Source organism: Terriglobus albidus, assembly GCF_025685425.1.
Lineage (GTDB): Bacteria > Acidobacteriota > Terriglobia > Terriglobales > Acidobacteriaceae > Terriglobus > Terriglobus albidus.
Genome location: NZ_JAGTAS010000053.1, coordinates 71146 through 86743 on the forward strand (window position 1 = coordinate 71146; position 15598 = coordinate 86743).

The window sequence follows — 15598 nt, forward strand, 5'->3', positions numbered from 1 at the left end:
CGCGGATGCTGTTCAGCCGCTACGCCGGTAGATAAGGTCGCGTCAAGCAGGCCTGAGCAGATTAGGCCTGATGCGCGGTTTCTCCGAGCACTCTTCGAAAAGCAAGGAACTGCTGAAGAAGACAAACCCCAAGAGACCTCTGTAAACTTCCCTTCGCCGGAGCTTCCCCTGACACTGCTGCTGCGAAACCATAAAAGATCTGTTGCCGATCGGAAGTCCGAATGGCAACGCTGAAATAAAGGAAGAAGGATGAAAGACCTGACACGGAGAATGACGCACTTTGTTTTGGCAATGGCGTTCGCTGGTTTTACAACTGGATCGGCGATTGTGGCACAGGTGCCGCTCCGCACGTTATTGGTTGGCGTCGATCATAGAAAGGCAGTCTCTCTGAATGGCCCCTGGCACTATCTGGTTGAACAACCGCCAGCACGAGAGCTTTATGACGAGAAGGGCAACATCCGCGACAACGGGTATGCACTGAATACTCATCCGAACATCAGCAGCGGGCCCCATAACTCCGAATACGACTTCAGCACCGCACCCACGATGAAGATTCCCGGTGACTGGAATACACAGGATCCGACTCTCTTCCGTTTTGAAGGAGTAGTTTGGTTCCAGCGAGATTTCGAGTTCCAGCCGGCGCCCGCCACACGCACGTTTTTCCATGTAGGTGCAGCGAACTACCGCTCGGTCGTGTGGCTGAATGGAAAACGTCTGTGCAATCACGAAGGGGGCTTCACTCCCTACGACTGCGATGCCACTTCATTGCTGAAGCCCGGCAACAACTTTGTCGTGATTGCCGTGGATTCCACCAGACATCAGGACGATATCCCCAGCGTCAGCTATGACTGGTTCAACTATGGAGGAATTACGCGGGATGTATCCCTGGTCACAGTACCGTCAGAGTTTATTGACGACTATGACGTTCATCTAAAGCATGGAGCATCTTTCTCCGCAGGCGACGCTAATACTGTGAGCGGCTACGTTCATGTGGAAGGTGCAGGAGAGGGAAGAAGCGTTGCCGTTCGCATTCCTGAAGCCAATGCCTCAACGACAGCGGTCACGGACGCCACCGGAAAAGCTACGTTCGAGGTGAAGGTCAACGGGCTGCAGCTCTGGAACCCAGGTTCGCCGAAGCTCTATAAGGTTGAACTTCAGGCCGGTACGGACACGCTCACCGACGATATCGGCTTCCGCGACATTCGCGTCGACGGCACACGCATTCTCCTGAACGGCAAGGCGATCGCCCTGCAGGGCGCCAATATGCATGCGGAAGCTCCCGTTCGAGGGGGACGTACAAGCACCGACGAAGATGTAAAAAACGTCTTCAGCATGCTTCACCAGATTCATGCCAATTTCGTGCGGCTTGCCCATTATCCGCACGACGAGCGGATGGTGCGGCAGGCAGACCGTGAAGGGCTTATGGTGTGGTCTGAGATTCCGCTATGGCAAAGAATCTCGTTCAGTAAGCAGGAGGTCTACGACAAGGCCGTCGTGATGCTGCATGAGATGATCCGCCGCGACCGGAACCGGGCTGCGATTATCTTCTGGTCGGTTTCGAACGAGACACCGAATAATGCCGACCGCACCAGGTTTCTTACGGCACTTGCCAATGAGGCTCGGCACGAGGACCAGACCCGCCTGATCACGTCAGCACTGATCGGGCCCCGGGTCAGTGAGGACCGCATTGTGCAGGACGATCCGCTGATGGAGGCTCTGGATGTCGTCGGCCAGAACCAATATATCGGCTGGTATGAGGGAACTGCCGAAGATGCCGATCGCAAGACCTGGGTGCTTCCGCAGAAGCCTTTCATCATGTCTGAGTTTGGAGCTGAGGCCAAGTTCGGGAATCATGGCGGTCCCCATGACCGGTGGACGGAAGAGCAGCAGGTCAACGTGCTGCAACACCAGTTTGCGATGATCCGGAAGATTCCGCAGATGCGCGGGGTGACGCCGTGGGTGCTGATGGATTTCCGTTCGTCAACCCGCAACATCCCCAGGCTGCAGGATGGATACAACCGTAAGGGGCTGTTCTCGGAAAAGATGGAAAAGAAGATGAGCGTTCCCTTAGTGGTAAAGACATATACCGAAGATCCGGCGGTGAAACCGGAGTAGCTCGTTTTCTCTAGAAACAAACGATTTTGTACTTCAACCTGTGCGGGCCGGCTTTTGTTCACTTCCTGGAATAAACGGGCCCGAAACTTACAGTTTGACAATTCTTCCAAAGATGCAACAAAATCTCGAACGGCCTCAGAACTATAGATTCTGAGCGCCTCAGGTAAAACCGCAGTGATTTTTGGGCTAGCCGGGAAGATCGGCAGCCTTTGGAGGTTTCAGATGCAGAAATTCCTATACAGCGTGGCCACATGTGTGTTGCTCCTCTTGGCGTTTTCGGTCAGTGGACGCATGGAGGCACAGACCAGCTTCGGGCAGATTACAGGATCAGTCACCGACGTAAGTGGCGCCAGCCTGCCGGGAGCCACCATCAAAATTACGGAACAGAACACGGGGAATACCCGCACCGTCCAGAGCGACCAGGACGGCAGCTACATTGTTACCAATCTCCCGATCGGAACCTATACGCTCGCTGTTTCTCATGAAGGCTTCAAGACAGTACAGCAGAGCGGCATGAGCATCTCGGCAGATGCAAAGCTGACCTCGAACTTCAGCCTTTCCCTCGGTGGTACGACGGAGGTTGTGGAGGTGCAGGGAGGCGCGATCGAAGCGCTGAATACCACCTCGGGCGAACTGGCTCGTGTGATCGATTCAAAGCAGGTAGAAAACCTGGCTTTGAACGGACGGAATTACACCCAGTTGCTGACACTGGTACCGGGTGCTGTCGTTACAAATCCGGATATCTTTTCGGTCACGACATCTCTGGCCTCGAACAACCAGACCATTAACGGCAACCGTTCCGACTCGAACAATCTCACCGTGGACGGAGCCTACAACCAAGTGGCCGGTTCCAACGGTTCACTGATGAACAACGTCGGCGCCGACTTCATCGGCGAGGTAAAGATCAATACCTCGAACTCCTCGGCCGAGTATGGACGGACTCAGGGACCTACCTTCAATATCGTGACGAAGAGCGGCACAAACGCATTCCATGGTGGCGTCTTTGAATTCGCCCGGAACAACTATCTGGATGCAACGAACTACATTGCCAAGAAGAAGACCCAGTTGATTTATAACGACTTCGGATTCTTTATTGGCGGTCCGATTATCAAAAACAAGCTCTTCTTCTTCGTTGGCGAGGAATGGAAGCGTTTGCGGCAGCAGGCCGTCGCCACCACCTTCAATGTGCCGACCACGGCAATGTTGAACGGCGACTTCTCGGCGCTTTGCACCTCTGCCGGTGGTTCATTCAACGGCGCTGGTGTGTGCTCTGCGCCGACCAACACCTATGGCCAGCTTTACTATCCAGGTACGGCGAACCCGATCCCGTTCAACAATATTGCCAGCCAGATGTCCACGGACGGAAAGGCGATCGGCAATATCTACAAGACGATCATTGCGGGGGGGCTAAGCTATCGCGACTCGCTCCAAGCCAATAACCTTACGCTCGCCCCCTCCAACCCTCTGAACTTTCACCAGGATCTCGTTCGCTTCGACTACGTCATCAATCAGAGCCACGCACTCTTCGGTCGCTGGATCCACGACCAGAACACCCTGATCGACCCGTACGGTACCTTTTCGAACACTGGCATTCTCAACACCACGCCCACGCAGCGTAATCGCCCTGGCCAGAGCTACCTGTTGAGTGAGACCTGGACCATCCGTCCGAATCTTATCAACCAGGCACAAGCGAATGCGAGCTGGGCCGCACAGCGTATTCCTCCTTACGGCAACAACTGGAAGCGTGAGACTTACGGTTTCCAATATCAGAAACTTTATCCGGGAGTGGGTCCCTATCCGAACGGAATTCCGATCATCAACATCTCCAACTTCGCCGGCTTCCAGGGACCAAACTTTTCTCTCCTGTCGCCGTCCACGGATATTCAGGTTGCGGACACCATCACTTATGTGAAGGGTGACCATAATATGAAGTTCGGTTTCGCCTACATTCGCGATCGTGTCGATCAGAACGGCCGCTCGAACTACACCGGTACGGTAGGTTTCAGCCAGAATGGCACGGCAACTGCCGCCTCCTCCAATTGCCGCCAGACCAACGCGAACACCACCTGCTACTCGCTGGCAGACGCTTTCCTGGGGAACTTCCAGAACTATTCAGAGGCCAGTGCTGATCCGGTCGGGCACTTCCGCTTCAATCAGATTGAGTGGTTCGCGCAGGACCAGTGGAGAGCGACCCGCAAGCTCAGCCTGGAGTACGGAGTTCGCTTCCAGTGGTTGCAGCCCTTCTATGCGCAGGGCAACAATATGACGAACTTCGATCCTGCGGTGTATAACCCGGCGAATGCAGTTACTGTCAGCTCCAGCGGAACGATCGTAAATCCCAGCGTTGGCAATCCATATAACGGCCTTATCAGGGTAGGTGACGGTGTACCTGCGGACCAGCAGAAGCGGGTACCGAATGTCAACACTGCACTCTTCTCGCAGATTCCGGCGGGAGCTCCCCGCGGTTTCTACAAGATGAATGGCGCCGTAGGCCCGCGGTTCGGCTTCGCGTATGCAGCGAATGACAAAACCTCGATTCGCGGCGGCGTAGGACTGTTCTTCTATCGCCCGCAGGGCAACCTGGTGTTCAGCCAGCTTAACCTGCCGCCATTCCTGCAGAACACCCAGTTTTCGAATGGAAACCTGGCTACGCTGACATCGCTTTCGGCGGCTAATAACGGTCTGCAGGGGACGATCAGCGCGGTCAATCCCGCTAACAAGAACCCGTATACCTGGCAGTACAGCCTCGGGGTACAACGCCAGCTTCCCTGGGCGGTCCTGTTCGAAGCCAATTACGTTGGTAGTGTCTCGCGCCACCAACTGCGGCAACCCAACGTCAACATTCCTGACGTGCTGAGTGCATACACGAATCAAAATCCAACCTCCGGTTCGGCGCCTACATCCATTGCCTCGCTGAACCCCTACAAAGGCTTTACCACGATCAACTCCAACCGCTTCGATTCCAATTACAACTACAACGCACTGCAGTTGTTTGCTTCGAAACGTAAGGGTATTGTCACGACGACGCTCGCCTATACGTTCTCCAAGGCTCTTGGAGATTCGAATGGCAACAACATCACACTCGAGAATTGGCAGAACCTGGCGTACAACTATGGTCCGCTGTCGAATGACCGGCGTCATGCTTTTGTCGCCAGCTTCGTCATTCAGGCACCCGAGCTGCATGGAAAATCGTTCCTGATGCGTACGGCTGCGGGTGGTTGGCAGCTCAGTGGTGTATCGCGGCTGCAGAGCGGCGCCTACTACACCGTTCAGCAGACCTCTACCATCCAGCTTGGTACGGTGCGCGCCGATTACGTTCCAGGTGTGCGTGTCTATAACGATCACGCAGGCATCTGCGGCTATCTGAATAACGGCTCAGGCGGAAGCTGCAATGCCACCGCCAAGGCTTATATCCAGACGGCCAAGAACCAAGCCAATCACTACGGGAATGCGCCTGTGGGTGGAGTTGTTGGACCCGGCCTCGCTCAAGTTGACGCAACTCTCTCCAAGATATTTCCAATTACGGAGCGTGTTCGCCTGAAGGCACAGGTAGATATGTTCAACGTTCTAAATCGCACGAACTTCAACGGTTTGAACCTGAATGCAAGCAACAGCAATTTCGGCACTATCTCCTCGGCATTTCCTCCGCGGCAGATGCAGCTTGGTGCTCGTATTCTGTTCTAAGAGCTATCAACCCAAACGAAAAGGAGAGGCGACTGCCTCTCCTTTTCGTTTGTATGCCAATCAATCATTGTCTGGAATGCTTCACGGCTTTGACTGCCAGTTTGTACTCGCGCGGGTCAGTGATAACCGGTTGCTGTACCTTCTGAGAAGTTCCTCTCAGGAGCTGGAGGATGATCTTTCCAACAAACGCCGGATTGTTACGAAGATACCTGGCCAGCAGTCGCCTTGGGTCCTGGATAAGACGGTGCAGCCACTGCATTCCTATTGTCTTGACCCATTCCGGAGCATCTTTGATGCGACCGGTGTGATAGTCAAAGGCTGCGCCGACTCCGAACATGAGTGTTGTATCGAGTCCGGCGAGGGCGTGATACATAAACTTCTCCTGCCGCGGTGTACTGATACCAACCCAGATGATATCGGGCTTGAGCCGCTGGATCTCGGAACGCAGGAACTCCCACTCCTGCACATTCAGCTCGCGAAAGGGCGGGGTGTAGTGCCCGACGATCTGAGCATGAGGAAATCGCCGGGTGAGCGCCTGCTTCAGCTCTTCAGCAATACCGGACTTGCCGCCGTACAGGTAATGTCGAACACTTGAGAACTCGGGCCGGCGGAAGATCTCGAGCATGAGATCGGGGCCGGTGACCCGGCGCATTTCGTCAAAGCCTTGCCAATGGCCGACCCACACGGTGGGCATGCCATCGGGAAGCATCAAGGTTGCTGCATCATAAATTGCCGCGAGATCGGAATCTCGTTGCGCTTCCATCACACCGTGCACTCCGACCATGCAGATGAAGCCCTTCTGTCCCTGGTCCAGGAGTTGGCGGACTGCTGCCATCGCCTGTTCCATGTTGGCAGGATCAAGAGAGACTCCAAGGACATTTACTTGTTTCTGGTAAGTCATGAGAGGTGCGTTCCTTTCTCAACGACATCGGCGCCGCGAGTCGCCAGGTACTGCGTTGCATTTGCAACGATTACCTGTTGGTAGAGGTTGACCCATTTGGCGGCGATCGTCTCACCAGAGAGCTCAGGAAAGATGGAGGGTGCTGGCCTGGGTAATTGCAGCGCCGCGGCCGCGGCGTTGATAAAGTCTTCCTTGCCATGGTCTGACAGCGGCACAAACGTGCACAGGCCGTCGGCCATCTCACGGAAGGCAGGAATGTCAGAACAGACCACACGTGCGCCGCGCTGCAGTGCTTCAACGACAGGCAGTCCAAACCCCTCGGTCAGGGAGGGCGCGAGCACGCACTCACAGTTGGCATACAGTGTGTTTAGTTCTGCATCACTGATACCTGCGCAAAAGTCGACGTGGTCCACAAGACCAAGGGTGCTGATCCACGCTCGAATGGCCGTAGACTCCGGTCCCTGGATCCCGACAAGTACAAATCGCGTCAGAGGGGGAACGACATTCCGGTAGAGGAGAGAGTGAAATACAGAAAGCGCGAGCGGGATGTTTTTATTGTGCCGGTGTTGTGCAATGCACAGAATGAATGGAGGCCCGGAGTATGGCGCCTGCCGGCCAGCATCGTGCAGTTCGACAATATTGTGGATGACTCGGGCTCTGCGCGAAGCTATCCGGGGGATGTACTGCGTCAGCCGATCCAGGGTGCTGTGTGAGACGCACCCGATGGCATCCGCAGCGTGAAGGCACTGCGTCAGGACTGCACGGTTGACAAGGACATGAGGCCACGTGAAATTTTCCGGCGAATCGATCGGATAGAGATCGTGCAGTGTGACGATGGTCGCATGGTCGCGCGATCTCCTGGTCGGCATCGGATAGGCGAGATGGACCACATCTGCCTGTAATGTCCTGGCGAGTCTCGGGAGCTGCGTGTAGTACCAAAAGTTTCTCTCGACCGGTGACATGCCAATCCTCGCAAAGTGGACGTGCAATCGCGGAGAAGGATGCAGATAAGCACGAAGCAGTTCCTCCTGCCAAGGGGAGGCGACAAGATGGATAGAGTCGATCTCAGAATGAAGTGCGAGTGCCTGGGCCAGGTCCAGAGCGTGGCGCTGGATGCCGGAGATATATTCCGAAGCAGAGACGAGCGTGAGGAGCAGATTCATGCTGTCACCTCGTTCTGAAGTGCCGGCGCACAGGCCAAAGTGCTTATGAGCAGGATGGCCCACATTGGCAAAGAGAGCTCAAAGCGATCGGTATCGGCCAGGCCCCGGATCAGGATGAAGAGCAGCAGACTATGGAACAGTGTTCGTACCTGAGGATTTGCCCGGCGGATATGCTGATAGAAGCTGCTGTAGATGCCGGCGAACATGACCAGGCCGAGGACACCGTAGGTATAAAACTGCTGGATTAACTCATTGTGGGCGTGCCACGCTTCGAAGTCGCCAAAGGCCGGAATGACATTTCGAAATCCGTGGAAGCCGTGCCCAATCCATGGGCTCTCTAATGCGCGCAGAAGAACGAAGCCCCATATCCCGATACGTCCGGTGAGTGTTTCGGCCTGGTTGCCCGCATTCGTATAGACGACGTAGTAGCTACTGATCAGCGGCCAGAAGAGCGCGAAGACGACAATGGCGCCCAGGATAGCTGTTCTGCGAGTAGCTGCTGATACTGTACGGTCACGGAGCAGGAGATAGGTCTGAGCAATGCAAAAGGCGAGGATGGTGCTCTTGCTCAGAGTTCGCACTAAGGTAATGGAGAGCAAGACCGGGGTGAAGCGCCAGCCTCGTGCAGCGCGGTTAAGGTATTGAGAGAAGTACACCCCTAACACGCAGATGAAGCCAATGGCGTTGGGACTGAAATACTCATCATCGCCAGGACGCAAGTCCTGCATGGTGGGCGAAAACCATGTCACTACCGCAATGAAACATGCCCCCCATACATACCCCTTCATGAGAGATTCCCCGGCGGCCGTGAGCGGTTGGTAACGCAAGATCATCCAGACGATGGCGACATCGGCGGCCATACCGCTCCAGTAACCCGCCGCAATCGGAATCGATACGGTTACGCTCCAAGTAAGGCTGATTAGGGAAACGGTCAGAAAGCAGAGAACCCAACGGAACGGAGCCGTGACAGGCACGGCATTCGCATGGCCGCTGAAGATATAGAAGAGTGACCCGATAAGGAAGGCGAGATTCAGAGCGAGGCCAGCAATGGCTCCTGTCCGCGGTTCGGCTTGAAAGAACAGATACGAGAGAGCCAGTCGGGCCGCGAAGTAGAAGCCGACGGACGCGGGAAAAAGATAGGTCGACGTGCGCGAGACAGGATATGCAAGAGTTTCGGCCGCCATCATCGCACCTCCTCATAGGCAGCAGCCGGGAGGTTACGTGCCGCAAGCACAGAGAAGAGCGGAAGATACAGCAGCAGGTTCGCGACACCATAGGGAAGTCGCGCCGCCGCAAGTCCGACGATACCGAAGCGGGAAAGCAGATAGGGCATCAGGCAGACAGAGATGGTTCCGCCAATGACATTGAAGAGCATGACCATCCGGGAATGGTCATGCGCGAGCAAGGTGTATGTAGCCGTGACGCCCATGCCGGCAAACGCCGTACTGATGACAGCAAACGGGAGGACACCGGCAGAGGCCTCGGCGATCGTGTCTGAAGCCCATATCCGCAACAGGGGCAGCCCGAACGCTACCAGAATTGCCGCTCCAATCGTGACCAGGATTACGTTGCAAACAGTGGCGATGAGAACCTGTCTCCCCTGATCGTGCCTGGTGCCGGCGCCCGACGCGAAGTGAGGGAAGAGAAAATGGAGTCCAGCCGCGGCGACTCCATACAGTGGCTGCGTTAATTGCAGGCACAGGGCATACGCTGCAACCGCCTGCATGCCAAGATGCATGCCGAGAAAGATGCGGTCGACCTGGACGAAGATGACGGCCGATACGGCCTGAAGCCAGCTATAGATTCCGAACCGTAACAGGTCTTTGAGAACGTCCCGATCAAATGCAGGAGTGACCGAGCGAGCATGCATCAGCTTTGCAAGTTCATAGAACTGCCATGCTGTCCCTATCACGGTGATGAGAGCGGTTGCGGCGACGATCGAAAGGATCGATGCATGCAGGATACTCAAAAACGCGGCGACCAAGAGAGTAAGAACGCGGGCGCAGAGGCTGATCCTGATGCTGGCTGCGTACCGCAGGAAGGCGCGTTGTGTGCTGACGCATACCGTTTCCAGCGCTCTTGAGAGTACGATCAGCGCAGCCAGGCAAAGACTGAAAAAACATTGGCGGGTCAGCTCAGGGGTAACCAGTGTGAAGCGTTCTGCGGCCTCGCGGGAGAACACAAGAAGGATGATTGCCAGTAGAGATCCAAGAGCGATATGAATGCTAAGGGTGTTACGGACGGTGCGTCGAATGGCAACCGGATCGTCCTGTTCAAGCCAGCGGCTCACCCTCTGGATATTGGCGTCACCGAAGCCGGAGGCTGCAACGCTTCCGATCGTTACAACGCTGGTGACAAGAGTCCAAAGGCCATACTGCGCGGCTCCGAGATGATGCAGCACGACGGGAGCGACAATCAGCATTCCCAGTGGAAACGCCAGGTAATCGACGACGCCATACGCCGCATTGGCCAGATGCCGTTTCATCTGCGTACTCCGGGGATTCGATGGAGGGTGCGGTTTGCAGAGGCCGCAATTTGTTGTAGGAAGACCTTCTGTGCTGTCTCGGCCGGTATCTGTTCCCAGCGATCTCGAATGAGGAGTAAGGCTACGGTCAGCAAAAGGCTTACCGCAGTGAGAGCGAGAACGAGCAAGGTGCGGGGAGGAAATGACTTCTTTTCTGCAATGCCAGGTGCGTCGATGACACTGACGACTGGAACGTCTTTAGCTTCTTCAATGCGGGAGAGCTCATATTGCTGTGTAAGCAACTCGAATAGCGTCTCCTGGATACGAAGGTTACGATACAGCTCGGCATAGGGAACTGCGAGCTGTGGCAGGCTGCGAAGCGCAGGATACGGCTGATCGCTCGATACCGGAACGTCCACGCCGGAACTGGACGGTCCGGCAATGGAATTGAGCTTTTGCTGCAGGCTTCCAATACGCGACTCCGCGGACTTAACCCGGATGTTCTGGTCGCCATAGATCTGTCGAAGAGAGCTCAGACTTGACTGTTCGGCGATCAGCTCCGCCTGGACGCGCGCCATCGCATCGACCATGGCGCGCGTTTGCTCCTTGATGTCGATGGTTGTATGCGAGCTTGAGAAGTTGCTCAGCTCCTGCTGCGCACGTATTAAGTCGGCATGTGCGTTTTGCAGCCGTCGTTCAATAAAAACGCGTTCCTGATGTGCCGAAGTTGTCGATGTGTGCGTGAGCAGGAGGTTCAGTTCGTCGAGGTATCCCTGAGCCAGATCGCGGGCGCGGATACGGTCACTATCCTGTACCGTGATGGTGATAACGCCGCTCTTCTTGTCTTCGGTGACGGAGGTGCGCCGCGCAAGCGTTTTGGCAGTGTCGATGCGGTAACGTTTGTCATAGACCTTTTGGAGATCGAAGCGTTCGATGAGGTGACCGCTGATTGTGCCGCTCTTGATCAGGTCGATGTAGAGTGCTGTCGTGTTTCCTGTGCCGAGTAGGGTTCCGGCAAGATTACTGAAGCTGTTGGAGCCACCTCCGAGAGCCCGCCCTGCCAACGCGGCGATCATCACCGAACTGGAGTTTGCATTCGCCGGTGGCATGATCATCGCCGTTGACGTGTAGCGCTTCGGAATCAGGAATGCCAGGACAAGGGAGCAGGTAGCAGCGACAAGAAAGACACGCATCAGCAGTCGCCGATGTTGCCATAGAATCTCGCCGTTATGAACCCAGACTGGAGTCTCGCTCATAGCACACCTGCCACAGCGGCCGTGATTGCAATCGATGAGGCCAGTTGCGCCGTTGTCAGGAGATTGCGCCAGAAAAGAGACGCCCCAAGAATCTTCTGTGGAACGACAACCACATCGCCTGGATTGAGCTTGGTAGAGAGCACACTGCGCGGCAGGAAGCCACTATCGCGTCCCACCACAGAACCATTGGCGCGGATGATGAAGATCTGTTTCTCATTCGCAACCTCGGTAACTCCGCCTGCGCGGCGAAGATACCAGCCGGCAGCCTTACCTTCTGCAAAGGTGATCGCCGTCGCGTTGTAGACTTGTCCGTTCACAAGCACGAAGCCAGGACGTTTCGGAATCCGTAGGACGTCACCGGCGCGCACCTCGATATCCACCGCTGTTCCTTCCCATGAGGCAATGTCGTTGGAGATGTGGATGACAAGGCGGCCGACCGCCGGTTGGTTCTTCAACCGGCTCAACACCTGTTCCTGCTGCGCCTGAATAATCTGCAGTGTTGAGGACTGATCATTGGCAGAGACTGCGGGCGCCAGCCTGGCAGCCGAAGAACTTGTCTCGATCTGCCGGATCAGCTCCTGCCTCGTCTTCTCTTCAAGGACGCGAACCTCTTCACGAATCAGGACGGCCCCGGCCGGGTATGCTGTTTCGCGGAAGCCCCCGGCCCTTTTCAGGATGGAACTGAGCCGTTCTCCCTGCTGGATTCCATAGGAACCGGGATAGGAGACTTCGCCTTCCACCGTGATGGAGGCGGCGATATCGTTCCAGCCTGCGATCTGATGGATGGTCAGCACATCCCCGGGGCGAAGCACAACGTCGGAGGAACCCTTTCGGGTTGTGACTGCGGCGCCAATCGGGATCGAAGAACGCTGACTGACGACGCGGTTGCCATTCACGATCTGATAACTGGTAAGGTCGGCGGCTTCCAGCAGCGCATCCCGCTTGAAGCCACCTGCAGTGCGGACCAGGTCAGCGGCGGTCATCCCTTCGGAGAGCGGATAGATTCCTGGACGCAGGACCTCTCCTGCGATCGTTACGCGGGGAGCGTCGGCCTCATATCGTCCAAAAACGCGTATGGTATCGAATGGCTGCAGCATGAGATCGATGTTGCCTGCGAGCGCCTCCGAGACGCTGAACTCGATTGTCGAAGGCCGCAGATCGGGAGCCTGAAGGCGTACGATCTCGCCCCGATCCGCCGGTTCCGGCAGCAGGTCCTGATAACTGTGAAGAACATCTGTAATGCGCATGCCATCGCGATATGCCGTGCGTCCCGGCCGGACGAGATGTCCTTCCGTATAAATGACCCGGCTGCTATACGGAAGAACACTGCCGACAAACAGACGATCGCCATCGCGAAGGTAGAACGGTTTCTCTTGTGTCGTGCGCAGGTCGTACGCTACGGTTTCACGCTGGTGATCGGGTGTAATTCGTTCAATCCGAATCTGGCTCGTCTCCGCCGAAGGAGCGGGCCCACCGGCATCTTCTACAAGAGTCGAGACAGCGGTATTACCTTTTAGCTCATAGATGGCGGGACGCTTGATGGCTCCGTCGATCCAGACCTGGGGTCCCGATGGAGGGACAAGCAGGGTATCTCCGGACTGCAATCGGATCTCGGATCTGACGCCATGCAGCATGAAGTCATAGAGGTCGATTTCGTCCAGCAGGCGGGTGCCGCGATAATGCCGCAGTATCCGCAGCGATCCGACGGCGGTAGGTCCTCCGGCAGCATAGAGTGCACTGAGTGGCGAAGAGACCGAAGTCAGTTCGTAAGCTCCGGGGCGCTGTACATCACCGACGACATAGATGCGGATATTCCGCGGACGAGCTACGGAGAGCTCAACCTGAATGTCCCGGAACTGTGTCCGAAGGCGGTCTGCCACCATGAGCTTCGCCTTCTCAAGGGATATTCCAGCGACTTCGATCGCTCCGGCCTCCGGCAGAACGATCTTGCCTTCCCGGTCGATCGTGCGCTGCAGGTTTTGAGAGACGCTGCCCCAAAGAGCAATGGTCAGGTTATCTCCCACTCCCAGCACGTACTCCGGGCCAAGGGGCACATCGGCAGCGATGTCAGGCGTGGTCTGGGCATTCTGGCTGTTTCTACGGAGGAAGACTTCGGAACCAAATCGCTTGAGCGATCGCGAGGGTTGAGGAATCTGTGTGTAGAGATCGCGGAGCGATGTCAGGTTATACGGCGTATCGCGATGAAGCACGCGGTCACGTGTTGCCGGATCCTCTTGCCGCTCCGGAGTCTCCTTTTGTGCGACAGGCTGTTTCGGCGTCTTTCGTCCCGCGGTGGTACTGGATAGTAGATCCGCATTGTCTGTCACGGCGTCGTTAGATGGCCTCAGATTCCGCGGACCGGCATCGACAGGAGAGGTCACGCCAGGAGCTTCGGCGTCGGTGAGATAGCCACGTGAGCGAAGAAAGGTGATGACGTTGTTGCGGAGTTCAGCATTGGTCTGCAGGCGCGTATAGAGAGCCTGATCTGAGATGGAGTCCGGTTGAGTCGGATTGCCTTGTTGCGTCAGATATTCGGCGATGACCGTCTTGACCTCGATCATCGCATCGGGATTGTCCTGCAGAACACGGATCACTTCCAGATAGGAGGCGGAGCCCTCCTGCGTACTGGTGTCCGTCAGGGATTGGGGACGCAGATTCTCCTGCTGCGAAGCCCGAGTGTCGTCCGTGCCGGCAGTGGAAGGCGACTGTGCCGGCAGATGCGTAGACAACCCGAAGATGCAGCAGCAGATAAGGACGAGCCGTTTCATCGCACACTCCCTGAAAGAACCTGCCGCCATTGCATGGACGCCATGATGTAACGCGCTCCTTCTACCAGATGAAAGCGAAGACGAAAAAAGATATAGGGAATCTGCTGCCGTAACCGGTAGAGCCTCGCAGCCAGGGAATCCTGTTCGGGTTTGCAGTGGATGGCTGGGGGAAGCCGGCGCGGAAGAAGCGCTACGCGAAGCGGACGTCCCGCAAAGTCTTCTTTCCGAGTCAGTTCTTCTTCGAGAAGCAGATATAGCTTGCTTCCGGGAAAGTCGGTAAGCAGGGCGGTGCGGCCGTAGTGCGCGATCCAATACCGAGTCGCGGGCGAGAGGAGGGGCCCGGTGACGGCAGATACACACGAGGGAACAAATTCATCCAGGAGTTCCTGGGAGGTTGCCGCCGCAATGCCATACCCAAGGGCCGTCTTCTTATCTTCTTGCAGGCGTGAAAGAAGATCGGTCCAGAAAGCGGCCTCCGGCTTACGTACCTGCGTATGGTGCCGGAATTCAAGAAACCAGGAGAGCCGCGTAAATTCTCCGCGGATGTGTTTAAAAAGATGAAGCGCCTGGCCAAGATAGTGATCGATGGGCGATAACGATGGAATGGAGACTCCTTCTCGTTGAATCCACTCCACTCGATGGAGTCGTTGCGAGCCTTCCGGCTCCAGGTGCAATTCGACCGACCGGTGGGGCGTAACTCTGTAAAGGTCGCTGAGCCGGGGATTGGAACGTCCAGGTGTCTTGAACTCCATACTCTTGCCGCTTACAGCGTGCAAGCGATAGCCGCATCGTTCGAGGACCGCATGAGCTCGTTCGGCGCAGGCAGGATCTACAAGAAAGTCAAGGTCTAGCTGAGATCGCAACTCCATGCGAGGTACTGAGAAGGGACACAGCGTAATGCCCTTCAGGTTGGCGTACAGAATGTCCTCGTCCTGGAACGCGTGATTGAGTCGCAGAGTTTCTTCGAGAAACGCCGCTGAGCGCAGGGTATTGTCGGCAAGAGCCTGTTCCAGCTCCGCGTGGATAGCTGGTGGCAGGCTGTCTAACAACTGCAGGGATCTGAGCCGATCAAAGAAGTAAAGTGCAAGTCCGCTCACGTGCAGCCACTGCAACAGGCGAAGCCATTCAGCAGCCGATGGATTGACGTTGAGCAGATTGTTAATCTCGTTTGAGCAAAAAACTTCCATTACGGCCTGCCGCAGACGATCATGGCGTCTGATTGGAGGACGTACGGACGTGCGCGGAAC

The 15598-nt window shown here is 56.1% G+C and carries 9 protein-coding genes; 2 read left to right on the top strand and 7 right to left on the bottom strand.

All coding sequences use genetic code 11. The features are described 5' to 3' along the window. The first annotated feature begins 249 nt into the window (after nt 1–249). Both OHL21_RS12470 and OHL21_RS12475 read left to right on the top strand, forming a co-directional pair. On the top strand, nt 250–2115 hold the full coding sequence (locus OHL21_RS12470) for a glycoside hydrolase family 2 protein (RefSeq protein ID WP_263417602.1): 1866 nt from the start codon (nt 250–252) through the stop codon (nt 2113–2115). Between the two features lie 222 nt (nt 2116–2337). After that, on the top strand, nt 2338–5799 hold the full coding sequence (locus tag OHL21_RS12475; protein WP_263417603.1) for a TonB-dependent receptor: 3462 nt from the start codon (nt 2338–2340) through the stop codon (nt 5797–5799). Nucleotides 5800–5863: 64 nt separating this feature from the next. Here the strand turns inward: OHL21_RS12475 and OHL21_RS12480 are convergent, their stop codons facing one another. From OHL21_RS12480 to OHL21_RS12510, 7 genes are read right to left on the bottom strand one after another with little or no spacing between them, the layout of a single operon-like run. Next, complete coding sequence (locus OHL21_RS12480; RefSeq protein ID WP_263417604.1) at nt 5864–6700, bottom strand: WecB/TagA/CpsF family glycosyltransferase; 837 nt, start codon at nt 6698–6700, stop codon at nt 5864–5866. Beyond that, nucleotides 6697–7863, bottom strand: coding sequence for a glycosyltransferase family 4 protein (locus OHL21_RS12485; RefSeq protein WP_263417605.1), 1167 nt, complete (start codon nt 7861–7863; stop codon nt 6697–6699). The genes OHL21_RS12480 and OHL21_RS12485 overlap by 4 nt, the downstream gene beginning before the upstream one ends. After that, nucleotides 7860–9050 carry an O-antigen ligase family protein gene (locus tag OHL21_RS12490; RefSeq protein ID WP_263417606.1) on the bottom strand — a complete coding sequence of 397 codons (1191 nt, stop codon included), beginning with the start codon at nt 9048–9050 and terminating at the stop codon, nt 7860–7862. The genes OHL21_RS12485 and OHL21_RS12490 overlap by 4 nt, the downstream gene beginning before the upstream one ends. Continuing rightward, nucleotides 9047–10348 carry an oligosaccharide flippase family protein gene (locus tag OHL21_RS12495; RefSeq protein ID WP_263417607.1) on the bottom strand — a complete coding sequence of 434 codons (1302 nt, stop codon included), beginning with the start codon at nt 10346–10348 and terminating at the stop codon, nt 9047–9049. Before OHL21_RS12495 ends, OHL21_RS12490 begins: the two co-directional genes overlap by 4 nt. Further along, complete coding sequence (locus OHL21_RS12500) at nt 10345–11583, bottom strand: GumC family protein (RefSeq protein ID WP_263417608.1); 1239 nt, start codon at nt 11581–11583, stop codon at nt 10345–10347. Before OHL21_RS12500 ends, OHL21_RS12495 begins: the two co-directional genes overlap by 4 nt. Next, nucleotides 11580–14351 carry an SLBB domain-containing protein gene (locus tag OHL21_RS12505; RefSeq protein WP_263417609.1) on the bottom strand — a complete coding sequence of 924 codons (2772 nt, stop codon included), beginning with the start codon at nt 14349–14351 and terminating at the stop codon, nt 11580–11582. Before OHL21_RS12505 ends, OHL21_RS12500 begins: the two co-directional genes overlap by 4 nt. After that, on the bottom strand, nt 14348–15538 hold the full coding sequence (locus OHL21_RS12510) for a nucleotidyltransferase domain-containing protein (protein ID WP_263417610.1): 1191 nt from the start codon (nt 15536–15538) through the stop codon (nt 14348–14350). Before OHL21_RS12510 ends, OHL21_RS12505 begins: the two co-directional genes overlap by 4 nt. Nucleotides 15539–15598 lie beyond the last annotated feature (60 nt).

Bases quoted from the DNA above. Each gene is read 5' to 3' on its own strand.
- OHL21_RS12470 (WP_263417602.1), top strand. From the start codon at position 250: ATGAAAGACCTGACACGGAGAATGACGCACTTTGTTTTGGCAATGGCG.
- OHL21_RS12475 (WP_263417603.1), top strand. From the start codon at position 2,338: ATGCAGAAATTCCTATACAGCGTGGCCACATGTGTGTTGCTCCTCTTG.
- OHL21_RS12480 (WP_263417604.1), bottom strand. From the start codon at position 6,700: ATGACTTACCAGAAACAAGTAAATGTCCTTGGAGTCTCTCTTGATCCT.
- OHL21_RS12485 (WP_263417605.1), bottom strand. From the start codon at position 7,863: ATGAATCTGCTCCTCACGCTCGTCTCTGCTTCGGAATATATCTCCGGC.
- OHL21_RS12490 (WP_263417606.1), bottom strand. From the start codon at position 9,050: ATGATGGCGGCCGAAACTCTTGCATATCCTGTCTCGCGCACGTCGACC.
- OHL21_RS12495 (WP_263417607.1), bottom strand. From the start codon at position 10,348: ATGAAACGGCATCTGGCCAATGCGGCGTATGGCGTCGTCGATTACCTG.
- OHL21_RS12500 (WP_263417608.1), bottom strand. From the start codon at position 11,583: ATGAGCGAGACTCCAGTCTGGGTTCATAACGGCGAGATTCTATGGCAA.
- OHL21_RS12505 (WP_263417609.1), bottom strand. From the start codon at position 14,351: ATGAAACGGCTCGTCCTTATCTGCTGCTGCATCTTCGGGTTGTCTACG.
- OHL21_RS12510 (WP_263417610.1), bottom strand. From the start codon at position 15,538: ATGGAAGTTTTTTGCTCAAACGAGATTAACAATCTGCTCAACGTCAAT.